Source organism: Pseudarthrobacter chlorophenolicus A6, from assembly GCF_000022025.1.
In the GTDB taxonomy this organism is placed as follows: domain Bacteria; phylum Actinomycetota; class Actinomycetes; order Actinomycetales; family Micrococcaceae; genus Arthrobacter; species Arthrobacter chlorophenolicus.
Window position 1 is genome coordinate 318,632 of the sequence record NC_011886.1, and the last position, 26,166, is coordinate 344,797.

Here is a 26,166-nt window from a genome sequence, read left to right on the forward strand (position 1 = left end):
GAGTATTTACCGGCTGTTCAACAAACCTGTGGCGCGCGTCCTAGCGGCGTTTGGGGGCGTCTGTTTCACTGGAACAATGACAACCCTGACTGAAACCTCAGTCGCCGGCAACGATGACCGGCGAAACAACGAAACCAACAACAATGCCCTCAACGGCCGGCAACTGATGGTGGCCCTGGACGTGGACGGCACCCTGGTGGACCACGACGGCCACATGTCCCCGGCCGTCCGGGAATCCGCCCAGGCCGTGGTGGAAGCCGGCCACGAGGTGATGATCGCCACCGGGCGGTCCCTCAACGCCACGCTTCCCATTATCGACAAGATTGGTGTGGAACGCGGCTACGCGGTGTGCTGCAACGGCGGCGTGACGCTGCGGCTCCACCCCGAACTCGACGGTGGCTACGAGATTATCCACAAGGCCACCTTCGATCCCGCACCCGCCCTCCGGGCACTCCGCGAACGGCTCCCTTCAGCCAAGTACGCGCTTGAGGATGCCGACGGCAACTTCCTCTCCACCGAGCGGTTCCAGGACGCAAGTTTCGGCGTCGAGGCCATCGGCGTCGACTTCCAGACCATGCTGGACGCCACGGCCGTCCGCGTGGTGGTGTTCAGCACCGAGAACACCCCCGAGGAGTTCAACGAGGCCATCGACCACATCGGCCTCGCTGGCGTCACCTACTCGGTGGGCTGGACAGCGTGGCTGGACATCGCCGCCGCCGGAGTGACCAAGGCCAGCGCCCTGGAAAACCTCCGCCTCCAGCTCGGCATCGATCCGAGCCGCACGGTGGCTGTGGGCGATGGCAGGAACGACATCGAGATGCTCGGCTGGGCCGGCCGGGGTGTGGCCATGGGCCAGGCGCCGGAAGAGGTCATCGCCATCGCGGACGAGGTCACCCATTCCGTGTACGACGACGGCGCAGCGCACGTGCTGCGCAGCCTCCTCTAGGCTTCCGGGCGCCACAGCCCGCGGCTGCGGCGCCCGCGCTCTCTTCCCCCGGCACGGTTCCGTAACCCAGCCGGGTACAGGGCAGAATGGAAGGCATGACCCTTACGACGTTTGCCCTCGTCCGCCACGGCCAGACCGACTGGAATGCCGAGCGCCGGCTGCAGGGGTCCACCGACATTCCGCTGAACGACGTGGGACGGGGCCAGGCGCGGGACGCCGCCGCCGTCCTCTCCCCCTACGAATGGGATGCGGTGGTCTCTTCACCGCTGAGCCGCGCAGCGGAAACAGCCGACCTCATCGCCGAAGGCCTGGGCCTCACGGTGTCACGGCGCGTGCCGGAATTGACCGAGCGCAGCTTCGGGCCCGCTGAGGGCATGCAGGCCGGACCGGAACTTGACGCGCTGCGGATCCCCGGGGGATTCAAGGGCGCCGAGAGCGAAGACGAAGCAGCCAGCCGCGGCCTCGCGGCCCTGGAAGCGCTCGCCGAGGAGTTCAGCGGCCAGCGGCTCCTGGTGGTCACGCACGGCACGCTCCTGCGCGTCAGCCTCAGCCGGGCCATCGGCGAAACCCTGCCCAGCGTGGACAACGCCGCGCTGAACCTGGCGCACCACCACGCAGTCGACGGGTGGCAGCTGGAGTACTTCAACGGCGAGCCCGTCCTGGCGGCCACGGCCAACTAAAGGCACCCGCGCGGGCAACTGAGGGAGTTCCGTTCGTCCCGCCAGGCAGCCGCAGCGCTACCTCACCTCGAGGATCAGCGCCAGCAGCCGGGCGGCGGCCGGCCGGGCTGCGTGTTCCTCGTTCCACTGCGCGCGGGCTACGGCCTTGCTGACCGCCTGGGTGGTGATGCCCAGCTCCTGGGCCACCGCCTTTTGCTGACCGCGGACGCCCGGCGTCAGCAGGTCAAGCACCCGCCACTCCGCGCCCGACCGGTCCCGCACGATGTGGCCCAGCAGGCGCAGGACCGCCTCGGCGTCGTGGGCAATGTCCGCCAGCGGTCCTTCGACAGCCACCGGAACCCGCTCTTTGCTGTTGCGCAGCCGGTCCACTGCCCGGCGCGCGTAGATAAGGCCGTGGCCGGACGCATCCTTGATCTGGTTGGGCAGCGGCTCGTTAACCGGGCCGACGCCGATCCCCACATACCACTGGCCGCTGCGCAGGGCGACGAGTGCCGCTTCCACAGCCTGTCCAGGGCAGTCAACGATGCCCTGGACTTCGTCTTCGACGGACCGGTCAAAGTCCAGGCGCGCGGGAATGTGCCGCAGGTCTTTGAGTAACTGCGGTACCCGGTCACCGTCGCGCCGGCTGTCCGTCTGGTTGATTGTCAGCGTGAACATTCTGGGTACACACTACCGGTAAGTAGGAAATGTGCGAGGGGGAGTATTACGGCTGGTCAAGCGGTTACGGGATGGTCGTAGGGCGCAGCTTCGGGAGCCCCGGCCGGAAGCTTGGGGAACCTCCGGTCGATGGTGAGGTGCCGTCCCTTCGGTTCGGCGCCGGAGGGTGAAGAGCCCTCTGCGGTGCCCAGGATCAGCACCAGGACGGTCACGGTAAACAGCACGGTCCTGGCGAACATGACCCACCCGGCCCGCCAGAATCCGGGCGCTTCGCCCGTACTGATCCGGACCACCTCGGTCTGCGAGGCCAGCGAGCCCAGGGACCGTCCGCCCGCACAGCAGAACCCATACAGCCAGGGGGCGATGAGCCAGGTGGCGGCAGCAGCGCCGGCGGCCTTGCCCGCGGTCCCGCTTACCGAACTTCCTGCCAGGACGGCCGCCACGATCGAAAGCACCACCACGATGCCGAAATCCACGGCCCAGGCTTTCACCGTCCGCCACACCGTGGCGTCCACAACCCGGGTCCCGTTCCGCAGGGTCTTAACCCGCTGGCGGGCGCTTTTCCACAGGGCTGCCTCCGCGCGTGACTGCGTTGCTGCCGTGCCGTGTACGTCGGTCACGTCCGTCCCCCAAAATTCGCCTTGCCCGAAAACATGTTCAATCTATCGTGCTTAGGTTGCACCGCCCACGGGTAGGGCTGCCCATGTGGACAACGCCTGGTGGTTGTGCCTGCACCGCTTAGATGTTGCGATGGAAGGACGGCCGGCCACGGCGCGAACCCCAAGGTGAGGATGGTTATGACCGGCAGCACTGGGAATGACGTCAAGGGAAACGGCAACGCGGGGCAGGCGACCGCTGAACAGGGCACCCTGGGACGCGGGGAACTCGAGCTCGTGGACCGCTGGTGGCGCGCCGCCAACTACCTGTCCGTCGGCCAGATCTACCTGCGCTCCAACCCGCTGCTGCGCGAACCACTGAAGCCGGAGGACACCAAGTCCCGCCTGTTGGGCCACTGGGGCACCACTCCCGGGCTTAACTTCGTGTACGCCCACCTGAACCGCGTCATCCGCCGCGACGCTGCCGAGATGCTCTTTATTGCCGGTCCCGGCCATGGCGGCCCCGCCGTCGTCGCCAACGCCTGGCTGGAGGGAACGTATTCGGAGATCTACGGCCACGTGGGCAACGACGAAGCCGGGCTCGCGGAACTCTTCCGCCAGTTCTCCTACCCCGGCGGCATCCCCAGCCACGCGGCGCCGGAGAGCCCGGGGTCCATCAGCGAGGGCGGCGAACTCGGCTATTCCCTGGCCCACGCCTACGGCTCGGTGCTGGACAACCCGCAGCTGGTGACCGCCGTCGTGATCGGCGACGGCGAGGCTGAAACCGGGCCGCTGGCAGCCAGCTGGCACTCGCACAATTTCCTGGACCCGGCGGCGGACGGCGCCGTGTTGCCTATCCTGCACCTCAACGGCTACAAGATCGCCAACCCCACGGTGCTCGCCCGGATGCCCCAGGAACAGTTGGAGCAGTTGCTGCGCGGCTACGGGCACGAACCGTACTTCGTCACGGTGCAGGATCCGGGCAAGACCGGTCAGGCGCACCAGGATTTCGCCGGTGTCCTGGACCAATGCCTCGCGGACATCCGCGCCATCCAGGCTGAACACCGCGGCGCCGGAGACGTCCACAACGGGGCCGGGGACGGCACCTCCGGAGACCACCCGGGACACCGCTGGCCTATGATCGTCCTGCGTTCGCCGAAGGGCTGGACCGGTCCGCGGACCGTGGACGGGCTGCAGGTGGAAGGGACCTGGCGCGCCCACCAGGTCCCGCTGTCCGAGGTCCGCACCAACGGCGAACACCTTAAACAGCTGGAGGAGTGGCTGCAGTCCTACCGTCCGGAAGAACTGTTCGACGGCGACGGGCGGCTCCGTGCGGCCGTCGCCGAGGCGGCCCCAACAGGGGACTTCCGGATGAGTGCCACCCCGCATGCCAACGGCGGAGTGCTGCGGCGCGCCCTGAAGCTGCCTCCCTACCGGGACTACGCCGTCGAGGTGGAAGCAGCAGGAACTGAGCGAGTGAGCCCCATGATCACGCTGGGCTCGTGGATCCGGGACGTGATCGCGCAGAACATGGAGAACTTCCGCCTGTTCGGGCCGGATGAAACCGCATCGAACCGGCTGCAGAACGTCTATGAGGTCACCGACAAGGTGTGGCAGTACCGGATTGACGACGCCGACGAGCACCTTGCCAGGTCCGGCCGCGTCATGGAGGTCCTCAGCGAGCACCTGTGCCAGGGCTGGCTGGAAGGCTACCTGCTCACCGGCAGGCATGGAGTCTTCAACTGCTACGAGGCCTTCATCCACATTGTCGACTCGATGTTCAACCAGCATGCCAAGTGGCTGAAGGTGCACCGCAGGCTGCCGTGGCGCCAGCCGGTGCCCTCGCTGAACTACCTGCTGTCCTCGCATGTCTGGCAGCAGGACCACAACGGCTTCTCGCACCAGGACCCGGGGTTCATCGACCACGCGGTGAACAAGAAGGCTGAGGTCATCCGGGTGTACCTGCCGCCGGACGCCAACACCCTGCTGTCCGTCATGGAGCACTGCCTGGCGTCCACGGACTGCGTGAACGTAGTGGTCAGCGGCAAGCAGCCCTCGCCCACCTGGTTGGGCCCGGCGGACGCGGCCAACCACTGCCGCCGCGGCCTGGGGATCTGGACGTTCGCCGGCTCCGAGGTGGCGGGCGGGGAGCCCGACGTCGTGCTGGCCTGCGCGGGCGACGTCCCCACCGTGGAGACCGTGGCCGCCGCGGAACTTCTGCGAAACGGGGTCCCGGGGCTGAAGGTCCGCGTGGTCAACGTGGTGGACCTGATGCGCCTGCAGGACGAGAGTGAACACCCGCACGGGTTGCCGGGCAGGGACTTCGACGGCATCTTCACCACTGACAAGCCCATCATTTTCGCGTACCACGGCTACCCCGCGCTGATCCACCGCCTGGCGTACAAGCGCACCAACCAGGAGGGCCTGCACGTGCACGGCTACCAGGAGGAGGGGACAACCACCACCCCGTTCGACATGGCCATGCTCAACGGCATCGACCGCTTCACGCTCGCCATCGACGCGATCGACCGGGTGCCAGGCCTGGCCGAGAAGTACTCACTCCTGCGGCAGGAACTGCAGGACCGCCGCGACAGCGCCCGCGAACACACCCGCACGCACGGCGAGGACCCGGAGGAGATCCGCAACTGGAAACTGGGCGGCTGACTTCCGTCAGTCCGGGAGGGCGTCCAAGGCACAGTCCGGCAGATGAATCCAGCCTTCGCTGCGGGCGGCCTGTGCGTGCGCCTCATCGGGGAGGAGCGTACGACGGCGGGCCACGGCCCGGGCGGTCAACGAGGCGACGACGGCGTCAAACAGGTCGTCCGAGGCCGCCAGCCGGGCCTCGTGCCCGGCCAGGTCCAGCCACGGCGCCTGCTTTTGGAGGGCTTCGAGGAGTGCGCCGAGCCTTTCGGTCTCCGTGGTGCCGCGGCCCTTGTAGCCGCGGCCGTTGAGGCCCCAGATCTTGAGCGAGGCCGCCGGATACACCTCGGCCAGCCGGCCGGAGCCATCCCGGGACTGGGGGCCATGCAGGGCAGCGATCTTGGCCTGGATCACCGCGCAGCGCATGGCCGGGTGGGCCAGCCGGTCCGCCGAAACACTCAGCGGAATCAGGCCTGTCCGGGCAGTGCAGAAACGGTCCGTGTCCCGGTACGCGAGGAGCCGCCGGCCGGCGATGCCGTCGTGGGCGAGGACCGGTGCCGCCACGTTGTCCAGGTGCCCGGTGAGGAACGGGATCAGCGCGTCCGGCCAGCCGACAGGGCAGTCAACGCCGGTCAAGTCGCTGGTGCCGAAAAGGTCCACGATCGTCTGGTCGTCCACGTCCAGGGCCAGGTGCACCAGGCGCGCCGAAACCTTCTCCAGGGAGCCCGCGCTCCACTCAATGACGGCAACGGCGGTCTTCTTCGTGGCGGCGGCAAGGTCCACGCCCAAGGTCCGCATGGGTCCTCAGGCCCTCCGGTAGTGCAGCGCGTTGTTGATGGCACCGGCCTCGCCCAGGTCATCCCCGCGGGCGAAACCTGCCCACAAAGCCCGAACCGCGCGTCCGGTCATGTCCACCTGCTCCCACGGTGCGCCGGCGATCAGCCCCACCCCGTCCCAGGTTCCCCGGTTGCCCAGGAGCAGCGGCAGGTCGATGGTGTGGGCTGCACCGAACAGGTTGTCCGGCGCATGCCAGCTCAACAGGTACCGGTGCGCCCGGCCTCCTGCGCGCTTGTGGCGGCTGGCGAACTTCCGCGACGCCCACCCGTAGACGGTTTCGGTGACCACCCAGTCGACGGCGCGCACCGCGGCGGCGCCCACTCCCGGTACCTTCAGCAGGCGCATCAGGAACGGACTCCGGGGGAGGAACAGCCGCGCTTCCTCCGAGGTGTGGCCGATCAGGATGTCGATGCCCGGCGCGGACCTGTCCCAGGCCGCAGCAATGTCCTTCTCCTCCGGAAGCGGGGCATGGCCGTACTGGGTGCCGAACGGCATGGCGGCCAGCATCCCGAACTTCCGCGACACCTGCGCCACCTGGGCTTCCCGGTCCACCACTTCCATGGCCGGGGTCTCCTCCGTCACCGATTCCGCCGCGATCCCCATGGCGTGGTTCATCCGCGCCCGGCCGCGGGCGATTCCCAGTGGCGCGCTCTGGATGATGGCGCGCCGGAACAGCGAGGGTGCTTCGGAAGTGGCCATCAGGTGGGCGATGGCATCCCCGCCGGCGGACTGGCCGAACGCCGTGACGCAGCCGGGATCGCCGCCGAACGCCGCAATGTTCCGCTGCACCCAGCGGAACGCCTCCAGCTGGTCCAGCAGGCCCAGGTTCGCCGGCCGGCCGGTGCGGGTGGCCAGGAAGCCGAACAGGCCCAGCCGGTAGGTTACCGACACCACGATGACGCGGTTCTCGGCAACAAGCCGTGCGGGGTCGAAGATGGCGAGGTCCCCGGACCCGGTGGTGTAGGAGCCGCCATGGATCCAGACCATGACGGGCAGCTTTTCCCCGGGCCCGAGGTCGCCGGGCATGGTGATGGACAGGTTCTGGCAGTCTTCGCTGCCGGGAAGTTCGCCGTACCGGGTGCCCAGGACGTCGTCGAGGAACGGGACGGGTCCCTGCGGGCAGGCCGGCGCCAGCGAAGTGGCGGCAAAGGGATCGGTCCAGTCCGCCGCAGCAGCGGGCGGCTGGAACCGGGCCGCGGTGGCGTAGGGGATGCCCGTGGCGCGGAGGACATCGCCGTCCCGCCACCCGGTCACCGGGCCGCAGGGAGGGTGGAAAGCAGGTGCGGAATTCACGCCCCCAGCGTTTCACATCTTCCTGGAGAGTATTTGGACGCGTATGGGCGACTTCAGGGCTGCGAAGGTGGCTTCATCTGGACCAAAACTCCCGGAACGCCCGACGGCGGGTGGCCGGCTTCGAGAAGCCGGCCACCCGCCGTCGTAATTCCGGTGGTTGAGCCTGCCGAAACCAGGGCTTCGACAGGCTCAACCTCCGGGGAAAATCAGTGTCCGGTGGGAACGTAGCGCTTGATCGACGCTTCCAGCTCGGCCTCGGCGGCGGCGCGGTCGCCCCAGCCCTCGGCCTTGACCCACTTGCCCGGCTCCAGGTCCTTGTAACGGGTGAAGAAGTGCTCGATTTCCTTGATCAGGAATTCGCTGACGTCGCTGACTTCCTGGATGTGGTCGAAGCGCGCATCAACAGGAACGCAGAGGACCTTGGCGTCTCCGCCGCCGTCGTCGGTCATGTTGAAGACGCCGATGGGGCGGGATTCAACGATGACGCCGGGGTGCAGGTCGAAGTCCTGCAGGAGCACCAGTGCGTCCAGCGGATCGCCGTCTTCGCCCAGGGTGTTCTCGAAGAAGCCGTAGTGCGTGGGGTACTGCATGGAGGTGAAGAGGACGCGGTCCAGGCGGACGCGGCCGGTCTCGTGGTCAACTTCGTACTTGACGCGAGATCCCTTGGGGATCTCGATGGTCACGTCGTGCTTCATGGGAATGCTCCTCAGCGATTACAGGGGGTGCGCGGCACACTTGACGGTCCACAAAAGGGAGTGTCCGTGCCGCCGACTATTATTGAGGATATAGCGAGAGGCCCTGGAATCAGGAACTTGTGGGGAAATTTCAGGACTTGAGGACCGGCACCGGCATGACCAAAACCACCAGCGCGGAAGCATGGCACCGCCGTGCGCTGAAGGCCGCGGCGCTGGGCCTTCCGGACAGGTCCGCGGGCCCCGGAAAGCCGTGGCACCTCCTCCTGCTCGCGGCACTCCTGCTGGTCCTGGCCCTCCCGGCTGCAGCACTCGTGGTCCCCGGGTTCGTCGGCCCCGAGCCTCCCGCGCCGGCGCCCGAGGCCCCGCCCTGGCAGCGGGAACCGTCTGCTGTGGCGTCCCCGCAGGGACTGGCTCCGCTGCAATCCACTGCCCCCGTCCCGGACCCCGCCGTTTTGGCGGCGCGGGTGGACCCGCTGTTGCAGGCCGACGGCGGCGGTACTTTTACGGGCATCGTGCAGGATGCGCTCACCGGCCAGGTCCTCTTCGACCGGGGCGGCGCGGACGGCCGGGTTCCGGCGTCGAACATGAAGCTGCTGACCTCCGTGGCCGCCCTGCGCGCCTTGGGCCCGGAGCATACCTTTGCCACGCGGGTGGTGGCGGGGCCGGCCGCCAACCAGGTGGTGCTGGTGGGCGGCGGCGACGTCCTGCTCGGCCCCGGTGAATCGAAGCCGGGCGAGGTGATGGGCCGCGCCGGCCTCACCACCCTCGCGGCCCAAACAGTGGCATCCCTGCAAGCCAATGGTGCAACCGGGGAAATCAAGGTCCTGCTGGATGATTCCCTGTTTACCGGCCCGGCCCTGAACCCGGCCTGGCAGGAGGGCGACGTCGCGGCCGGCGAAGTGGCGCCGGTGTATCCACTGGCCATGAACTCGGCGCGCTACGACCCCGCCGTGACCACGGGTCCGCGCCCGCAGGACGCTGCGCAGTCCGCCGCAGAGGAATTCGCGTCCCGGCTCCGCGCCGCGGGTGCCGCCGCGGGACTGGCCGTGGCGGCCGGCGTCGAGCGTTCACCCGGAGCGGGTTCGACCAAGCCGACTGCCGGAACCGAACGGCCCGAGGTCCTGGCCGAGGTGCAGTCAGCTACGGTGGCCAGCCAGGTGGATCTGCTGCTGCAGGAATCAGACAACTACCTGGCGGAGGTCATGGGCCGGATGGCGTCCATTGCGGACGGCGGTCCGGGCAGCAACGACGGCGCCACGGCGGCTGTCAGCAACCAACTGGCGCAGGCGGGGATTGCCGCCGGCCCCCTGACGCTGGTGGATGTGTGCGGCCTGGCCATGGGCAACCAGGTTTCTGCGGCCCAGTTCGCTGAGGTGGTCCGGGCCATCACCACCGGAACCGACGCCAGGCTCCGGGCGGCCTTGGACGGCTTCCCGGTGGCCGGCCTTACCGGCACCCTTGATTCCCGGTACGGCGACGAATCCACCGTCCAGGGGGCGGGACTGGTCCGGGCCAAGACCGGAACGCTCAACACCGTCCTGGCGCTCAGCGGCTACGTTGTTGACGCGGACGGCCGGCTCCTGGTGTTCTCCTTCATCGGCAACGGCCTGACGCCCGGCGCCGCAGGCAACAAGGTGGCGCTGGACCGGGCGGCCACGGCGCTCGCAGGGTGCGGCTGCCGGTAGGTCAGCGCGCTTCCCCGGAATCGGCCACTCCGTAGGCAGGGCCGGCTGCGCTGGGCGGCTCCGCCGCGATGGCTGCGGGGGCGGTGGTCCCCAGCAGTGCCGCCACCAGGACAGCGGCAACCACGGCCTTCCAGCCCTTCTTCGGGCCGGCGGTCAGGGGAGCGATGGGACGGTACGGGATCATGGTGTCCTCCTGAGGGGCTTGGGCGGCCTGGCCCGCACTAACGGTGCGGGGCCAGGGCCGCTTCTGCTGGTTCCTGAAACGCTGCTGCGGTGTAGCCACCACGATGCCGCCGCAGCTTAGGCGCGGCCTTTTGACCTCCTGTGCCCGGGCTGTGAGAGTGGCAGCCCGTTGGTGCCTTCGCTTCGCCGGTGAGCGAACTTAAGGACGATCTCCGGCCCGCTGTGTTCTGATGGGACCTATGGAGTCCACTGCAGCCCAGTCCGCCCCCATCTCATCTGCTGATGCCGCTTCCCTGATCAACTGGGACCTGGCAGCATCCACGGCGGCACGGCTGGCTCCTGCCGGGCCGGACCTGAAGCCGGTGGCCATCAACGAAGCCGTGGACAGCCTTCGCCGGCTCGCCGACGCCTCCGTTCCGCACGTTCACGAGATCACCGGGCTGGAAGCTGCCAGGGACCTCCGGGATTCCTCGGTGCTGGTGGTTGACCGGGCATCGTGGGCCAAGGCAAACACTCAATCTTTCGCTGTGATGCTGAAGCCGGCCATGCAGAAGATGCTGGACAACCGGCGCGGGTCCTTGAGCCCGTCCGCGGCCAGCGTCAGCGGCGCCATCACCGGCAGCCAGCTGGGTGCCGTCCTGGCGTTCCTGTCCAGCAAGGTCCTGGGCCAGTACGATCCGTTTGCTGCGCTGGCCGAAAATTCCTCCGCCCCGGCTGCCGGGCGGCTCCTGCTGGTGGCCCCCAACATCGTCTCGGTGGAACGCGAACTTAATGTCACCCCGGAGGACTTCCGGCTGTGGGTCTGCCTGCACGAACAGACCCACAGGGTCCAGTTCGCCGCCGCACCGTGGCTGCGCCACCACATGCTGGACCAGATCGACAACCTCAGCGGGCACCTGCTGGGCAATGTCGATTCGCTGATGGACCGGGCCTCGGCGGCTGCGCGCTCACTGAAGGACCGTTCGGCCTCTGGGAACACGCCTGGCCGCGGCGCCATCCTGGACCTGCTGCAGGATCCGGAGGAGAAAGCCGCCATCTCGCACCTGACGGCCGTGATGAGCCTGCTCGAGGGCCACGCCAACGTGGTGATGGACGCCGTGGACGCCAGCATTGTCCCCTCCGTCAAGACCATCCGTCAGCGGTTCAACGACCGCGGCAAGGACCGCGGCGTGGTGGAGAAGTTCATCCGCAGCCTGCTGGGCCTGGACGCCAAGATGCGGCAGTACTCCGACGGCGCCCGCTTTGTCCGCGCCGTGGTGGCCGTGGCCGGCATGGAGGGCTTCAACCGGGTCTGGGAGTCGGCCGACCACCTGCCCACCGAGCCCGAGATCCACGATGCCAAGCTGTGGCTTGAGCGGATGGGCCTGTAATTGCCTGACGTACCGTCTGTACCGCCCGCACCGCACGCGTCCGGTCCTGCCCCGCATGATTCCGCCCCGCAGGATTCTGCGCCGGCAGATTCCGCACCGCAGCGCAGCGGACGACGCCGGCCCGGCCGGTTGGCGCCCGTCGTCGGTACTGCCCGCAAGATGCTGGGTGACGCCCTGGCGCAGGCCGGCTATCCGGCGCACGTCCTGGTGGCCTGCAGCGGCGGGCCCGACTCGATGGCGCTCGCCGCCGTCGCTTCCTACTTTGCCCGCCGCGGCAGCATTGACAGCCACCCAGTCACGGTCGGGGCCGTGGTGGTGGACCACCAGCTGCAGGAAGGTTCCGGCCGTGTCGCTGCCGACACCGCCGGCGCACTTCGGGAACTGGGCCTCGCCCCGGTGGATGTCCACACGGTGACGGTGGCAGGCGCCGGCATGGGCCCCGAAGCCGCCGCCCGCGAGGCCCGCCACGCGGCTCTCGAGGCGGCAGCGGCGGACCAGGGTGCCGGCGCCATCCTGCTGGGGCACACCTTGGATGACCAGGCCGAGCAGGTGCTGCTGGGCTTGGCCCGCGGATCCGGAACCCGTTCCCTCGCCGGCATGCGGCCCACCCGCGCAGGGGCCGGAAGCGCCGTGCTGCTCCGTCCGTTCCTGGGACTCCGCCGGGCCGACACGGAGGAGATTTGCGAGGTGGAGGAGCTGGACCCCTGGCACGATCCCACCAACACGGATCCCGCGTTCGCCCGTTCCCGGACCCGGGTGGAAGTCCTCCCTCACCTGGAGGAAAAACTTGGCCCCGGGGTCGCGGAATCCCTGGCGCGCACCGCCTCCATCCTGCAACTCGATGCCGACTACCTCGAGGATGTGGCGGAAAGCACCTACACGTCCCTGGTGCAGTGGAACGGAGGCGAAGCAAGCCTCCCGGAGGACGCCCTGCGCGACCTTGCCCCCGCCATCAGGTTCCGTGTGATCGCCAAGGCCGCGGCCGGCGTCGGCGGCCAGCAGCCCAGCTATCGGCGCCTTGTGGCGGCCGAAGCGCTGCTGCGGAGGCAGGGTTCCGCCGGCCCGGTGCAGCTGCCCGGCGGGGTTGCCGCCTACCGGTTGTCGCTGGCCGAACTCGAAGGTCCCGGGACCGCAGACCGCCCCGGGACCGGTCCCCGCGAACCCGCGCGCTGTGGGAAGCTAGTATTCCGGCCGCAAAAACCGGCCACACATTAGTCGCACCCCGCATCTACACAGGAGCCATTGGTGGATTCAAACGACGTCCAGGCAGACCTCAAGCACGTTCTCTACACCAAGGAACAGATCCAGCAGCGCATCACCGAACTCGCTGCCCAGATCGACAAGGACTACGAAGGCCGCGAACTGCTCATCGTGGGCGTGCTCAAGGGCGCGGTCATGGTTATGGCGGACCTGGCCCGTGCACTGCACAGCCACGTCTCGATGGACTGGATGGCTGTGTCCTCCTACGGCTCCGGCACCCAGTCCTCCGGCGTGGTGCGCATCCTGAAGGACCTGGACACTGACCTCATGGGAAAGGACGTCCTGATCGTTGAGGACATCATCGATTCCGGCCTTACCCTGTCCTGGCTGAAGACCAACCTGGAGTCCCGCGGCACCGCATCGGTGGAAATCTGCACCGCCTTCCGCAAGCCCACCGCCGCCAAGGTCCAGATCGACGTCAAGTACGTGGGCTACGACATCCCCAACGAGTTCGTGGTGGGCTACGGCCTGGATTACGCCGAGAAGTACCGCAACCTGGACTTCGTGGGCACCCTCGCACCGCACGTCTACGAGTAGGCCGCCATGCAGCTCGGTGGTTTCTCGGTAGGCCTTGCCGTGCAGGACCTCGCTGCTTCCATGGAGTTCTACCGGAAGCTCGGGTTTACTCAGTATGCGGGCAGCCCGGACCAGAACTGGGTCATCATGAAGAACGGGACCAACAACATCGGGCTGTTCAAAGGCATCCTCGAGAAGAACGTGCTGATCTTCAACCCTGGCTGGGACCAGGACGCCAAGCCCCTGGAATCATTCACCGACGTACGGGAACTCCAGGAGCAGCTACGGGCGCAGGGAGTGCCGTTTGCCGCCGAGGCCGATGCCCAAACCACCGGGCCGGCGAGTGCCATCCTGATTGACCCCGACGGCAACCCCGTCTACCTGGACCAGCACGTCTGATTTTGGCAAGGTCAAATATTGGCATCAAGGATGTCGCAGTGGCCGCAGGGGTGTCGGCCACCACGGTGTCGCACGTCCTGAACGACGTCACATATGCGCGGATCAGCCCCGAAACCCGCACAAAGGTGAAGGCCGCCGCGGAGCAGCTGGGCTACGGGCCCAACCGGGTTGCGCAGGCCCTGCGCAACCGCCGCACCGGCGTGCTGGGGCTGGTCAGCGAGGACGTGGCCACCACGCCGCATGCCGGACGGATCATCCTGGGTGCGGATGACGCCGCACGAGCCCGCGGCTACACCCTCATGCTCATCAACACCGCTGCCAGCGCCGGGCCCCAATCGCGGGAAGGCGATGTGGAAGCCGTCCTGGAACGGCAGGTGGACGGCATCCTCTACGCCACCATGTACCACCGGGTCCTGGACGCGCCGGCGAACCTCGGCAAGGTGCCGGCCGTCCTGGTGGATGCCGTCACCGCTGACGGGCGCTTCCCCTCCGTCGTCCCGGACGAATACGGCGGCGCCCGCACCGCTGTCCGCGCCCTGCTGGACGCCGGCCACACCCGCATCGGATTCATCAACAACGTCCAGGACGTGCCGTCCACCTCGGAACGGCTCCGCGGTTTCCGCGACACGCTCACCGCGGCAGGGCTCGACGGCGGCCTGGCGCCGGTGGAGGCGTCGTCGTCGGACGCTGCGGGCGGGTACGCGGCAGCGGCGAGGATCCTGCGGCGCGGACACCCGCCGTCGGGCCTGTTCTGCTACAACGACCAGATGGCCATGGGCGCCTACCGTGCGGCCGCGGAACTGGGCCTCAGCATCCCCGGCGACCTCTCCGTCGTCGGGTTCGACGACCAGGAACTGGTGGCCGGCAGCCTCTTTCCCGGGCTGACCACCGTGGCGCTGCCCCACTACGGGATGGGCGCCTGGGCAGCCAACCACCTCATCGATGCGCTCGAGGGCGCAGGCGACGGTTCTTCCGCCGGGACCACCGTCCTGGAGTGCCCGTTGGTGACCCGCGCGTCCGTCGCCGCACCCCGGAACCCCTAGCCTGCCTGCAACGATGTCCGCTACGCCCACAGGGAACTTTTGCTTTTCATCATGCGTGATGTACTCCGGACGGTGTATAGCTAGAAGCTGACGCAGCACCATCACGCGCGCAAAGTACACGCCGTGCAGCACTACCGGAAGGGACGGGGCCAGCCCCCGAACAGATGAAAGCTAAGAATTTCTTCAAGGGCCCGGGCATCTGGATCGTCGTTGTTGTCGGTCTGCTCCTGGTGGCCTTTGCAACGCTGGCCCCCGGCGGTGCGTCGCGGATCGACACCGATAAGGGCCTGGAACTGCTTGCCGGCACCAACGTGGAGCAGGCCAAGATCTTCGACGGTGAGAACCGCGTTGACCTCACCCTGAAGGATGACCTGGAGGTGGACGGCCAGAACAAGGGCAAGAGCGTCCAGTTCTTCTTCGTCGATGCCCGCGCCACGGACGTGGTCAAGGCCGTTACCGATTCCAAGCCGGCGCAGGGCTACACGGACCAGCCCATCGAGAGCAACTGGTTCTCCGGCCTGCTGTCCCTCCTCATTCCCGTCATCCTGCTGGGCGCCCTCTTCTGGTTCCTCATGACCCGCATGCAGGGCGGCGGCTCCAAGATCATGCAGTTCGGCAAGTCCAAGGCCAAGATGGTCAGCAAGGACATGCCGCAGGTGACCTTCGCGGACGTTGCCGGCTCGGATGAAGCCGTGGAAGAGCTCCAGGAGATCAAGGAATTCCTCCAGGAGCCGGCCAAGTTCCAGGCTGTCGGCGCCAAGATCCCCAAGGGCGTGCTGCTGTACGGCCCTCCCGGTACCGGTAAGACCCTGCTGGCCCGTGCCGTTGCCGGTGAAGCAGGCGTCCCCTTCTTCTCGATCTCCGGCTCGGACTTCGTGGAAATGTTCGTGGGCGTTGGTGCGTCCCGCGTCCGCGACCTCTTCGAACAGGCCAAGGCCAACTCCCCGGCGATCATCTTCGTGGACGAGATCGACGCCGTCGGCCGCCACCGCGGCGCCGGCATCGGCGGCGGCAACGACGAACGCGAGCAGACCCTCAACCAGCTGCTGGTGGAGATGGACGGCTTCGACGTCAAGACCAACGTCATCCTGATCGCCGCCACCAACCGGCCCGACGTCCTGGACCCCGCCCTGCTGCGGCCGGGGCGCTTCGACCGGCAGATCGGCGTCGAGGCGCCGGACATGATCGGCCGCGACCAGATCCTGCAGGTGCACGCCAAGGGCAAGCCGATGGCTCCCGGCGTTGACCTCAAGGCTGTCGCCAAGAAGACCCCCGGCTACACCGGCGCGGACCTGGCCAACGTGCTCAACGAGGCCGCACTGCTGACTGCCCGCTCCAACGCCAACCTCATTGACGACCGCGCCCTGGACGAGGCAATCGACCGTGTGATGGCCGGCCCGCAGAAGCGCAGCCGGGTCATGAAGGAACACGAACGCAAGATCACCGCCTACCACGAAGGCGGCCACGCCCTGGTGGCGGCTGCCCTGCGGAACTCGGCCCCGGTCACCAAAATCACCATCCTTCCCCGCGGCCGCGCCCTGGGCTACACCATGGTGGTTCCGGACAACGATAAGTACTCCGTCACCCGCAACGAGCTCCTGGACCAAATGGCGTACGCCATGGGCGGCCGCGTTGCAGAGGAGATCGTGTTCCACGATCCGTCCACCGGCGCCTCGAACGACATCGAGAAGGCCACCGGCACCGCCCGCAAGATGGTCACCGAATATGGCATGAGCGAACGCGTGGGCGCCGTGCGCCTGGGCCAGGGCGGCGGCGAACCGTTCCTGGGCCGCGACGCCGGGCACGAGCGCAACTACTCCGACCAGATCGCCTACGTGGTGGACGAGGAAGTGCGCCGCCTGATCGACCAGGCACACGACGAGGCGTACGCCATCCTCACCGAGAACCGTGACGTCCTGGACAGCCTCGCCCTGGAGCTGCTGGAGCGCGAAACCCTTAACCAGGCCGAAATCGCCGACATATTCCGTGACATCCGCAAGCGCGATTTCCGCGAGGTGTGGCTGTCCAAGGAATCCCGCCCGGTCCAGACCGCAGGCCCCGTGGAATCCCAGCGGGAGCGGGCAGAACGCGAGGCCCAGGAGGAAGCAAAGCAGGCCCGCCTGGATGAGCCGCTGGACGCCCAGCCACCGCATCCGCAGGGCGTTCCGGAAGACGCACCGTTCCAGGGAGGCGTCCCCGAATCGGGGCCGGACACCCTTCGCGGCTAAGCTTTCCCTGTGACTTCCTTCGACGACGACGCCGTTTCCGCCTCCGCCGCCTACCCGGCGGAGGACGGCTCCGCCCATGCCCCGCACCACAAGGTGGACCGGCCAAGGATTGAAGCGGCTGTCCGCGAGATCCTCCTGGCCATCGGCGAGGACCCGGACCGTGGCGGACTCATCGACACCCCCAAGCGGGTGGCGAAGGCGTACGCCGAGGTTTTTGCGGGACTGCACCAGGACCCCGCGGACGTCCTGTCCACCACATTCGAACTGGACCATGAAGAACTGGTCCTGGTGAAGGACATCCCCTTCTACTCCACCTGCGAGCACCATCTGGTGCCGTTCCACGGTGTGGCCCACGTCGGCTACATTCCCTCCCATGACGGGAGGGTCACCGGGCTGAGCAAGCTGGCCCGGCTCGTGGACATCTACGCCCGCCGCCCCCAGGTTCAGGAGCGGCTCACCACGGAGATCGTCGAAGCGCTGGTCCGCCATCTCAAGCCGCGTGGCGCCATCGTCGTTGTCGAATGCGAGCACATGTGCATGTCAATGCGCGGTATCCGCAAGCCCGGAGCAAAGACCGTCACCAGTGCGGTCCGCGGGCAGCTTCATGACCCGGCCACCCGTGCCGAAGCCATGAGCCTCATCCTCGGAAGGTAACCACACAAGACCATGGACTCACTAGCTGCAGCCCCGGGAACCGGGCCCGCAACCTCGCCGCTGCCCATCCTGCGCAAACCGCGCCCGGCCGCCCGCTTTGAGGACCTGCCCACGGACCGCACCCTGGTCATGGGCATCCTCAACGTCACCCCCGATTCGTTCAGCGACGGCGGCAAGCACGCCACGGCGGACACCGCCATCGCCGCGGGCCTGCGCATGTTCTACGCCGGTGCGGACATCATCGACGTCGGGGGCGAGTCGACGCGCCCCGGCGCTGATGACGTCTCCCCGGACGAGGAGCAGAAGCGTGTCATCCCCGTTATCGAAGCCCTGGTCAAGGCCGGTGCCCTGGTCAGCATTGACACCACCCACGCCGTCACCGCAGCTGCTGCCCTGAAGGCTGGCGCCGCCATCATCAACGACGTTTCCGGGCTGACCATCGAACCCGAAATGGCCGAACTCGTGGCCTCGTCCAAGGCGCCGTACATCCTTACCCACCGCCGCGGCGATGCCCGCACCATGAACTCCCTCGCGGAGTACACGGACGTGGCCGGCGAAGTGGTGGCAGAACTGGCCGGAGTGCGGGACAAACTGTACGCCGCAGGCGTCAGCGCTGAGCAGATCATCGTGGACCCCGGCCTGGGCTTTGCGAAGAACGACGCCCACAACTGGGAGCTGCTGCAGAACCTGGAGCAGCTGGAGGCCCTGGGCCACCGCGTCCTGGTGGCGGCATCCCGCAAGAGGTTCCTTGGCACCCTCCTGACGGTTGCCGGCAAATCCGCTGCTCCGGAAGAGCGGGACGGAGCAACCGCGGCCATCACGGCCATCAGTGCCTCCCGCGGCGCCTGGGCCGTCCGGGTGCACGACGTCGGATCCAGCCTTGACGCCGTCAAGGTCGCCGCGCGCATGGCGGCAGTACCCAAAGCACCGTAAGCGCCGGGGGACCCATGGACAGGATTACGCTGACCGGTGTGACGGCCGTCGGCCATCATGGTGTGTTTGATTTTGAACGCCGCGAGGGCCAGCCTTTTGTTGTGGACGCAGTCCTCTACCTCGATTTCGCCGCCGCCGCTCTGTCCGACGACGTCAGCGACACCGCACACTACGGTGAGGTGGCGCAGCGTATTACCGAATGGATCTCCGGCGAGCCGCTGAACCTCATCGAGGCCCTGGCGGTCCGGATCGCCGACGGCCTGCTGTCCGAGTTCGGCCTCCAGGCCGTGGACATCACTGTGCACAAACCCCAGGCGCCCATCGAGGTGCCCTTCGGGGACGTGGCAGTGTCCGTGCACCGGGAACGGCCCGCGGCCGTTTCCGGCGGTCCGGTGGAACCCGCTTCCGGGGGCACCCCGTGAACGCGGTCTACACCAAGGCGGTCCTGGCCCTGGGAAGCAACCTCGGCGAACGCAACGACACCCTGTCCGGCGCGGTAGCTGACCTTGTTGACCCGCCGGAGGTGCGCCTCCTTGCGGTGTCCCCGATCATCCAGACCAAAGCCGTGGGCGGTCCGCCCGGGCAACCTGACTTCCTGAACATGGTCCTCACCGTTGAAACCAGCCTGGCTCCCCATGAGCTGCTGGAGCATTGCCAGGCGGTGGAGAACAAGCACCACCGGGTCCGCGAGGTGCGCTGGGGGCCCCGCACGCTCGACGTCGACATCATCACCTACGGCGACGTGCGCAGCGACGACCCCGTACTGACCCTGCCGCACCCGCGCGCCGCCGGCAGGGCTTTCGTGCTGTACCCGTGGTCCCTGATCGACCCCGCCGCCACCCTTGAGGGGGAGCGCATCAGTACCCTCGCCGCCCGGGCGGCGGACTACGGCGACCTTGCCCCGTTCGATGGTTTCGGCGACTTTGACGGGATGCCGACCGCCGGGGCGGTGACAGACCGTTGAAGCCCATCGACCCGCTCCGCCTGCTGCTGATCGGCGTCATCCTCACCGTGGCCGGCTGGGCCGGAACGGTGATTACCAGCCGCTACGGCATGGCCACCCCGGTGCTGCCGGCCACCGCGCTGGCCACCATGGGCGTGATCGTGGCCATCACACTGATCCTGGGCATCCGCATCCTTCGCTGGCGGAACAGCATCAAGCCCAACAGCACCGCCAAGAAGACAGCACTGGATCCGCTGCTCGCCGCCCGCACGCTCATCCTGGCCCAGGCCTGCGCCTATGCCGGAACGGTGCTGCTCGGCTGGCACGTGGGGATCTTCCTGGACCAGCTGCGGATCTGGAGCTTCCGCAGCCACCAGGACATCGCCTGGCTGGCGCTGGGCATGGCAGGCGGCGGCCTGGTGATGATCATCGTTGGCCTGGTGGTGGAGAGGTTCTGCAAGATTCCGCCGGAGGACGGCGACACGAAGGGCGTGGACGGCAAGCCGGGCCGCGCACCACGGGGAGAAGCCGCCGGGGAAGGCGAATATGCGTACCGAGGCGATTGACCCGCCCGGCATCGACTGGCACCGGGTGTCACCAAAGTTCGTTACCGTCCGGCTGGTGCAGTGGGCAATCGGCAACCTGGCCGCCGTCGTCATCCTCAGCCTTCCGCTCGTGTTTGTCCTGCTCGAGTGGTGGCGGTGGCCGCCGCTGTGGCTGGCCATCACCGTTCCGGCCGTGACGCTGGTGGTGGCCCTCTGGCGGCTGGTGCTGATCCCGCGCCAGGTCAGGGCCATCGGTTATGCCGAGCGCGACGACGACCTCCTGGTCCGCAGCGGCATCTTCTTCCAGCGGACCATGGCCGTGCCCTACGGCCGGATGCAGTACGTGGACGTCGCCGTGGGGCCGGTGGAGCGCAGCCTCGGCCTGTGCACGGTCAAACTGCACACCGCATCGCCCGGCACCAACGCACACATCCCAGGGTTGCCGGAGGCAGAGGGAGCGCGGCTCCGTGAGCAGCTCGCGGCCCGCGGCGAGGCCAGGCTGGCAGGACTGTGACAGCTGACGGGCGGTTTCCCCGTTCCGGGGTGCGGGAAGACAGTGCTGCATCCGCTGACCCAACGCCTGCCACATCACAGCCCGCCGGCTCAACGTCCGCCAGCTCAGTTTCAGGCGGCTCCGTGCCCGCAGGCTCGGTGCCCGGCGCATCAACACCTGCTGCGGACGGTGCGGGCCGCGGAATCACAACGCCCGACGACGGCTGGTTGCGCGTGCACCCGGCGTCACCCTTTGTGCGCGGCTGGGTTGCGCTGGCGGCCATTGGCTTCTTTTTCGGCCGCGACATTTTTGAGCGGACCCTGCAGGGCAGGCCCATGTTCGAGGACGGTTTCGCCGGCCGGGTGCCCTGGTTGGTGGCCGGCGGCGGCGCTGTCCTGCTGGTGGCGGTCCTCAGCTTCGTCCTTACCTGGTACTTCACCAAGTACCAGGTGTCCGGCGGTTACGTCCGCGTGAACACCGGCTTTCTGTTCCGGCAGCAGCGCCAGGCCCGGCTGGACCGGGTGCAGGCCATCGATATCGTGCAGCCCCTGCTGGCCCGCATCTTCGGGCTCGCCGAACTCAAGTTTGAGGTTGCCGACGCCGGGGAATCGGCAGTGCGGCTGGCTTACCTGAAGATCGACGACGCCCAGCAGTTGCGGGCCACCATCCTGGCCCGTGCCGCGGGCATCGACGAAGATGCCGGGAACCCCGGCGCCCCCGCGCCCGAGGCGCCGGAGTATCCGGTACTGTCCGTGCCGCCGTCGCGCCTTATCGGTTCGCTGCTGCTGAGCGAGCAGAGCCTGTTCGTGGTGGTGGGCGGTGTGGCATCGGTGGTGCTCTCGGCCGTTACGGACAACCGGGCGTTCTACTTCTACCTGATTCCCGCAGCGCTTGGCCTGGCGGCGAGCTACTGGAACCTGTTCAACAAGGGATACAACTTCAGGGCCGCCATCTCGCCCGATGGCATCCGGCTCCGTTACGGGCTGCTGGACACCCAGGCGCAGACGTTGCCGCCGGGTCGGATCCAGGCGCTGAAGATCAGCCAGCCGCCGCTGTGGCGCCCGTTCGGCTGGTACCGGATGCAGGTCAACGTAGCCGGTTACGGGCTGCTGGAGAACGCGGGGGAGGCGTCATCCCGCACCACCCTGCTGCCCGTCGGGAAGCTGGACGATGCCATGAACATGCTTGCATTGGTCCTGCCCGATCCCGGTACGTCCCGGCCCGGCGAAGTTTTCGGAGCGGGGCTGACGGGCTTGGATTCCGACGGCGGCTTCGTCACCACCCCGCGCCGCGCCCGGCTGCTGGCCCCGTTGGGGTGGCGCCGTAACGGCTTCGCCGCCACGGATACTGCTTTGCTGATCCGTTCCGGGCGTTGGTGGCGGAACCTCGTGCTCGTGCCGCACCAGCGGACCCAGTCCATGGCGCTGCACCAGGGCCCGCTGGCCCGGCGGTTCCGGGTGGCCGACCTGGTCCTGCACACCACCGCCGGCCCGGTGGTTCCGCGCCTGACGCAGGCGGGGCTGGACGAGGCGCGGGCGCTGTTCGATGAACAGTCGGCCCGTGCCCGGCTGGCCCGGAGGCGGCAAACCACCGAACAGTGGCTGCGCCAGGTGGTACCTCCCACTTCCGGGGCTGAATCCCCGGCAACTGAAACCGGGCCGTTCGGAAATGAAGCCCACCAGCAACAGGAAGGCCCCCACCATGGCTAAGCCCGGACGCCTCGGCGTCGGAATCATTGGAGCGGGCAAGGTGGGCGCCGTCCTTGGTGCGGCACTGCGCGCTGCCGAGCACGCCGTCGTGGGTGTTTCCGCAGTGTCCGAGGCGAGCCGCGAGCGGGCCGAAACCCTGTTGCCCGGCGTTCCCATCCTGGAAGTACAGGACATCGTGGAGCGCGCCGAACTGGTGCTCCTCGCCGTGCCCGACGACGCCCTCCCCGGCCTGGTGGACGGGCTGGCCAAACTTGGTGCCTGGCAGCCGGGCCAGCTGGTGGCCCACACCTCAGGCAGGTTTGGGGTTGGCGTGCTGCATCCTGTGCGCGCCGCCGGGGCTGTTCCGCTGGCACTGCACCCGGCCATGACCTTCACCGGAATGAGCCTGGACCTGACGCGGCTGCTTGACTGTACGTTCGGCGTCACGGCAGATGCCGCCATGCTTCCCATTGCGCAGGCGCTGGTGGTGGAAATGGGCGCCGAGCCCGTGGCCATCGCAGAGGCTGACCGGACGCTGTACCACGCAGCCCTGGCGCACGGATCCAACCATCTGGTCACCTTGGTGGCCCAGTCGTCGCAACTGCTGCGTGAGGTGGGTGTGGAGCAGCCCGAACGCATGCTCGGCCCCCTCTTGCGGGCAACCCTGGAAAACGCGCTGGCGTCCGGAGAATCGGCACTGACCGGGCCGGTTGCCCGCGGCGATGTGGGCACCGTGGAAGCGCACGCCCAGGCCCTGCGGGAGTACGACGGCGGCGGGCACGGCGATGTCCTCGCCGCATACCTTGCCATGGCGCGCGCCACCGCCCGGCGGGCCGAAGGGCGCGGGTTGCTGAAGGCTGAACAGCTTGAAGGGCTGAACCAGGCCCTCGAATCCAAGGAGGACTGACCGTGGCCATCAAACTTGTCACCACCGTGGCCGGGCTGCACGCCGAGAGCGCGCGGCTCCTGCGGGAGAAACAGGGTGCATCGCAGGGCCTGGTCCCCACCATGGGCGCGCTCCATGAGGGGCATGCTGCCTTGGCGAGGACCGCCGTCGAACAGAACGATGTGGTGGTTGCCAGCATCTTCGTGAACCCGCTGCAGTTCGGCGATGCCGTGGACCTTGACCGGTACCCCAGGACGCTGGAGGCCGATCTCGCGCTGCTCGACGCGCAGGGTGTCGATATCGCATTCGCTCCGCTTGTCGAAGAGGTCTACCCCGGCGGTGAACCGCTGGTGCGGATCACGTCGGGACGGCTGGGGGAGAAGTGGGAGGGCGCATCCCGACCGGGCCACTTCGATGGTGCGCTCACGGTTGTGGCCAAGCTGCTGCACTATGGCATCCCGGCGGCCGGCCGTGCCGGAGGGGTGGGGTTGCCCGCCTATCGCGCCTATTTCGGCCAGAAGGACGCCCAGCAGCTGGCACTGGTGCGCCGCATGGTGGCCGACCTCAACTTTCCCGTCGACATCGTGGGAGTCCCCACCGTGCGTTCAGCCGAGGGCCTGGCACTGTCCAGCCGTAACCGGTTCCTGTCCGACGAAGAACGTGAGGCAGCACTGGTCCTTTCCCGCGCCCTGCGGCTGTTGGAGGAGCGTGCCAACGCCCATGAACCGCTGGACCTCGAATCTGCGCTGGCGATGGTGGAGTCTCAGCCGCTGGTGACGCTGGACTACTTCGACGTGGTGGACCCAGCCACCCTGGAGCCCCTGGCCGAAAACTGCCGTGAGACTCCTTTCCGGGGAGAAGCTTTGGCCCTCATTGCCGCCAAGGTAGGCCCTGTGCGGCTGATCGACAACGCACCATTGAGCTCGTAGGCGCTCATAAGTTCATAGGCTCATGAGTTCACACGTCCCTGACCTCACACGCGCCTGCCTTGGATTCACGCGAGTCTGCTGTCAGGCGGCGAGATGGTCCGTGAGGGCGCGTTCGAGCGGGCTTAGTTCGTCCGGCTGGTTGATTGCCGGCACGCCCAGTTCTCCGGTCGCACCAGACTCGCCCGCGGCGCCAACGTCTCTGGCTGGCGCATGGTCGCTCGCCGGCTCACCCTCCCTGACAGTTTTCAGCGGTGTGTCCGCTGCGGTGTGTGAGGCGGCGTGCGGCTCTTCAGCCGCGCGAATGTCCTCGGTCACGGGTTGTTTCTGTTCAAGCAGCGCGGGTGGCAAGTGTGGTGGTTGGGGGTCGGGGTGTTGGCCCGGGTAGTGGCGGCCTGTGGGTGAGGTCCAGCCGGGTGGTTCGGTTGTGGTGGCTGCCGTGGGGGTCCAGCCGCTGTTGTGTTTGAGACGGTGGTGTTTCGGGCAGAGTTGTGCCAGGTTGCTCACCCCGGTTGTCCCGTCGTGCTGCCAGGCGGTGAGGTGGTCCGTGTCATTGTCGGTGCTGGAACTGCTGCAGCCGGGGAACGTGCAGTGTCCGTCGCGCATCCTGATCCAGCGTTTCATCGCCTCCGACAGCCGGTAACTGGTCCGGCCGATCTCGAGCGGTGCACCGTCGCGAGGGTCAACCAGGACCCGGTAAAACGAGGTCGCACCGTCGGCAACGAGTTTGCGAGCCATCGCGGCGGGGATGGGCCCGTACCCGTCCAGGTCGGCCGGTTCGTCGGTGCTGCCCAGCATTGTAAATAGCGGGATGGTGACCAGCACGTCGGCTTTCGGGGTGGGGATCTTGCTGAGGTCAACGAAGTACGGGACCTTGCTGAGATCAATCGCGAACATATCACCGCCGATATTGCGCCCCTCGAAGGTCTCGGGGCTGCCATCGGAGCCGGAGGGGTGAGTGCCGGCGGCACCGGCATCCATGGGGCCGCTGGTCCCGGCGGAGTTGCCGGCACGGCTGCCTGGGCCGGCGCTGAGGAGGAGCGCCGCGGCGGTGTCAGGCCGGAGCTGGGTGAGGGTGCGGGTTTCGCCGGGTCCTTGGAGGCCGCGGGCGATGGCGGTGGTCTTGTTCCAGATGGCGCAGGCGGTGTCCCCGGGAAGGATCAGGGTAATCGATGCCATCCCGTCAGCATCGGGCCGGTATTCCATCCGCCGGTCCGCCACACACCGGACGTGCCGTTCCTGGACTGTCTGGGGGTAGGTGCGTTCGCGCCAGGTCCTGACTTTCCGGCGGAACAGGTGCGTTACGAGGTCACCGGGCGCCGACCCGCGGGCGCGGTTTGGTGCGTCCGGGTCGAAGAAATGCGACACCAGCGCCTCGGCACTCTCGGGTGCGAGGCAGCCGGTTTCGTCGGCGACGATCACCGCGTGCCGCCACGACATCAACCCAGAAGCCAGCGAATCGAGAACCAGTGGCATCGCGCAGACTTTCCGGGACTGGCTGATGAATGCCGCCGCGGCGCCCGGGCTGAGGGTCAGGACGCCGGCGACCTCCGCCGTCGTGGACATCTCCACAAACGCCCGCTCCGACCCTGTGGCCTCCGACGGTGTCATTGCCTCCTGGAATTCAGCGAAATCAGCGGCGTCGCGGGCTTTCCCCGCCGCGATCTGGGCTTCCAGCTGTTTCCAGAACACCAGCCGCTGCAGCCGAAGCTCCGACTTGCGCTCCAACACATCAACCACCGCAGCTTCGCCCTCAGCGTCAGGATCTTGAGCGCAATCCAGCTGCGCATCCCTCAGGAGCAGCGCGTCAAGGCTTGCCTTGGAAGCCCGAAGGCCCTCCATCACCCCTGCCTCCTCGACCCGAGAAGCTGCCGCGTTTCCCATAGAAAAATTGTCGCGCGAGGGTCTGACATTCAAAGGCCTCGCCCCGAACTGGCCACAACCCCAGCTCGCGGCCCCAGCCCAAAGAACCGCGACGCAGCGCGCGGAAGCCGCCGGCCGCCGTCGCACGTTCCAGGAAAACGAGCGCGGCCCCGGGCGCTGCCGTCAAACAGGCAGCAACCACCCGCA

Annotated in this window: 26 protein-coding genes; 19 read left to right on the plus strand and 7 right to left on the minus strand. The window is 67.9% G+C overall.

What is annotated here, in order from left to right; genetic code table 11:
- The first annotated feature begins 76 nt into the window (after positions 1 to 76).
- Together ACHL_RS01480 and ACHL_RS01485 are read left to right on the plus strand one after the other, a co-directional pair.
- Complete coding sequence (locus ACHL_RS01480) at positions 77 to 946, plus strand: Cof-type HAD-IIB family hydrolase (protein ID WP_043793678.1); 870 nt, start codon at positions 77 to 79, stop codon at positions 944 to 946.
- Between the two features lie 95 nt (positions 947 to 1,041).
- On the plus strand, positions 1,042 to 1,626 hold the full coding sequence (locus tag ACHL_RS01485) for a histidine phosphatase family protein (protein WP_043793680.1): 585 nt from the start codon (positions 1,042 to 1,044) through the stop codon (positions 1,624 to 1,626).
- A gap of 57 nt (positions 1,627 to 1,683) precedes the next feature.
- Here ACHL_RS01485 and ACHL_RS01490 read toward each other — a convergent pair whose 3' ends face one another.
- Positions 1,684 to 2,283 carry a MarR family transcriptional regulator gene (locus ACHL_RS01490; protein ID WP_015935528.1) on the minus strand — a complete coding sequence of 200 codons (600 nt, stop codon included), beginning with the start codon at positions 2,281 to 2,283 and terminating at the stop codon, positions 1,684 to 1,686.
- A 56-nt stretch (positions 2,284 to 2,339) separates the two neighbouring features.
- Positions 2,340 to 2,903 carry an RDD family protein gene (locus ACHL_RS01495; protein ID WP_015935529.1) on the minus strand — a complete coding sequence of 188 codons (564 nt, stop codon included), beginning with the start codon at positions 2,901 to 2,903 and terminating at the stop codon, positions 2,340 to 2,342.
- Positions 2,904 to 3,080: 177 nt separating this feature from the next.
- On the opposite strand from ACHL_RS01495, the gene ACHL_RS01500 reads away from it, so the two are divergent.
- Positions 3,081 to 5,543 (plus strand): phosphoketolase family protein, encoded by a 2,463-nt coding sequence (locus tag ACHL_RS01500; RefSeq protein WP_015935530.1) that lies wholly within the window; start codon positions 3,081 to 3,083, stop codon positions 5,541 to 5,543.
- Positions 5,544 to 5,549: 6 nt separating this feature from the next.
- Here ACHL_RS01500 and ACHL_RS01505 read toward each other — a convergent pair whose 3' ends face one another.
- The 3 genes from ACHL_RS01505 to ACHL_RS01515 form a co-directional block, all read right to left on the minus strand.
- Positions 5,550 to 6,317 carry a DUF429 domain-containing protein gene (locus ACHL_RS01505; RefSeq protein ID WP_015935531.1) on the minus strand — a complete coding sequence of 256 codons (768 nt, stop codon included), beginning with the start codon at positions 6,315 to 6,317 and terminating at the stop codon, positions 5,550 to 5,552.
- Positions 6,318 to 6,323: 6 nt separating this feature from the next.
- Complete coding sequence (locus tag ACHL_RS01510; protein ID WP_043793683.1) at positions 6,324 to 7,649, minus strand: carboxylesterase family protein; 1,326 nt, start codon at positions 7,647 to 7,649, stop codon at positions 6,324 to 6,326.
- Between the two features lie 206 nt (positions 7,650 to 7,855).
- Positions 7,856 to 8,344 (minus strand): inorganic diphosphatase, encoded by a 489-nt coding sequence (locus tag ACHL_RS01515; RefSeq protein WP_015935533.1) that lies wholly within the window; start codon positions 8,342 to 8,344, stop codon positions 7,856 to 7,858.
- Positions 8,345 to 8,499: 155 nt separating this feature from the next.
- Between ACHL_RS01515 and dacB the strand changes: the two genes are divergently transcribed.
- Positions 8,500 to 10,029 (plus strand): D-alanyl-D-alanine carboxypeptidase/D-alanyl-D-alanine endopeptidase, encoded by a 1,530-nt coding sequence (dacB, locus tag ACHL_RS01520; protein WP_015935534.1) that lies wholly within the window; start codon positions 8,500 to 8,502, stop codon positions 10,027 to 10,029.
- 1 nt (position 10,030) lies between these two features.
- Here dacB and ACHL_RS01525 read toward each other — a convergent pair whose 3' ends face one another.
- The gene (locus tag ACHL_RS01525) at positions 10,031 to 10,213 is read right to left on the minus strand and encodes a hypothetical protein (RefSeq protein ID WP_015935535.1); all 183 of its coding nucleotides are present in this window, start codon (positions 10,211 to 10,213) and stop codon (positions 10,031 to 10,033) included.
- A 238-nt stretch (positions 10,214 to 10,451) separates the two neighbouring features.
- Here ACHL_RS01525 and ACHL_RS01530 point away from each other — a divergent pair, with 238 nt between their 5' ends.
- From ACHL_RS01530 to panC, 15 genes are all read left to right on the plus strand, one after another.
- Complete coding sequence (locus ACHL_RS01530) at positions 10,452 to 11,582, plus strand: zinc-dependent metalloprotease (RefSeq protein WP_015935536.1); 1,131 nt, start codon at positions 10,452 to 10,454, stop codon at positions 11,580 to 11,582.
- 159 nt (positions 11,583 to 11,741) lie between these two features.
- Positions 11,742 to 12,797 carry a tRNA lysidine(34) synthetase TilS gene (tilS, locus tag ACHL_RS01535; RefSeq protein ID WP_015935537.1) on the plus strand — a complete coding sequence of 352 codons (1,056 nt, stop codon included), beginning with the start codon at positions 11,742 to 11,744 and terminating at the stop codon, positions 12,795 to 12,797.
- Positions 12,798 to 12,827: 30 nt separating this feature from the next.
- A complete protein-coding gene (hpt, locus tag ACHL_RS01540; protein ID WP_015935538.1) occupies positions 12,828 to 13,379 on the plus strand; it encodes a hypoxanthine phosphoribosyltransferase in 552 nt (183 codons plus the stop codon).
- A gap of 6 nt (positions 13,380 to 13,385) precedes the next feature.
- Positions 13,386 to 13,757, plus strand: a complete 372-nt coding sequence (locus ACHL_RS01545) for a VOC family protein (protein ID WP_015935539.1) — start codon at positions 13,386 to 13,388, stop codon at positions 13,755 to 13,757.
- A gap of 2 nt (positions 13,758 to 13,759) precedes the next feature.
- A complete protein-coding gene (locus ACHL_RS01550) occupies positions 13,760 to 14,800 on the plus strand; it encodes a LacI family DNA-binding transcriptional regulator (RefSeq protein WP_043793684.1) in 1,041 nt (346 codons plus the stop codon).
- A 164-nt stretch (positions 14,801 to 14,964) separates the two neighbouring features.
- On the plus strand, positions 14,965 to 17,028 hold the full coding sequence (gene ftsH, locus ACHL_RS01555) for an ATP-dependent zinc metalloprotease FtsH (protein WP_015935541.1): 2,064 nt from the start codon (positions 14,965 to 14,967) through the stop codon (positions 17,026 to 17,028).
- A 9-nt stretch (positions 17,029 to 17,037) separates the two neighbouring features.
- A complete protein-coding gene (gene folE / locus ACHL_RS01560) occupies positions 17,038 to 17,682 on the plus strand; it encodes a GTP cyclohydrolase I FolE (RefSeq protein ID WP_015935542.1) in 645 nt (214 codons plus the stop codon).
- A 12-nt stretch (positions 17,683 to 17,694) separates the two neighbouring features.
- Positions 17,695 to 18,615 carry a dihydropteroate synthase gene (gene folP, locus ACHL_RS01565; RefSeq protein WP_015935543.1) on the plus strand — a complete coding sequence of 307 codons (921 nt, stop codon included), beginning with the start codon at positions 17,695 to 17,697 and terminating at the stop codon, positions 18,613 to 18,615.
- Between the two features lie 14 nt (positions 18,616 to 18,629).
- Positions 18,630 to 19,037, plus strand: a complete 408-nt coding sequence (folB, locus tag ACHL_RS01570) for a dihydroneopterin aldolase (protein WP_015935544.1) — start codon at positions 18,630 to 18,632, stop codon at positions 19,035 to 19,037.
- Entirely contained in the window at positions 19,034 to 19,579 is a 546-nt protein-coding gene (gene folK, locus ACHL_RS01575; protein ID WP_015935545.1) for a 2-amino-4-hydroxy-6-hydroxymethyldihydropteridine diphosphokinase, read from the plus strand. Before folB ends, folK begins: the two co-directional genes overlap by 4 nt.
- Positions 19,576 to 20,124 carry a DUF3180 domain-containing protein gene (locus ACHL_RS01580; RefSeq protein ID WP_015935546.1) on the plus strand — a complete coding sequence of 183 codons (549 nt, stop codon included), beginning with the start codon at positions 19,576 to 19,578 and terminating at the stop codon, positions 20,122 to 20,124. The genes folK and ACHL_RS01580 overlap by 4 nt, the downstream gene beginning before the upstream one ends.
- Entirely contained in the window at positions 20,105 to 20,617 is a 513-nt protein-coding gene (locus ACHL_RS01585) for a PH domain-containing protein (RefSeq protein ID WP_015935547.1), read from the plus strand. Before ACHL_RS01580 ends, ACHL_RS01585 begins: the two co-directional genes overlap by 20 nt.
- Before the next feature lie 122 nt (positions 20,618 to 20,739).
- Positions 20,740 to 22,305 (plus strand): PH domain-containing protein, encoded by a 1,566-nt coding sequence (locus ACHL_RS01590; RefSeq protein WP_015935548.1) that lies wholly within the window; start codon positions 20,740 to 20,742, stop codon positions 22,303 to 22,305.
- The gene (locus ACHL_RS01595; protein WP_015935549.1) at positions 22,298 to 23,191 is read left to right on the plus strand and encodes a Rossmann-like and DUF2520 domain-containing protein; all 894 of its coding nucleotides are present in this window, start codon (positions 22,298 to 22,300) and stop codon (positions 23,189 to 23,191) included. Before ACHL_RS01590 ends, ACHL_RS01595 begins: the two co-directional genes overlap by 8 nt.
- 2 nt (positions 23,192 to 23,193) lie before the next feature.
- A complete protein-coding gene (gene panC / locus ACHL_RS01600; RefSeq protein ID WP_015935550.1) occupies positions 23,194 to 24,099 on the plus strand; it encodes a pantoate--beta-alanine ligase in 906 nt (301 codons plus the stop codon).
- Between the two features lie 81 nt (positions 24,100 to 24,180).
- Here the strand turns inward: panC and ACHL_RS01605 are convergent, their stop codons facing one another.
- A complete protein-coding gene (locus ACHL_RS01605) occupies positions 24,181 to 25,938 on the minus strand; it encodes an HNH endonuclease signature motif containing protein (RefSeq protein WP_015935551.1) in 1,758 nt (585 codons plus the stop codon).
- Between the last annotated feature and the right edge of the window lie 228 nt (positions 25,939 to 26,166).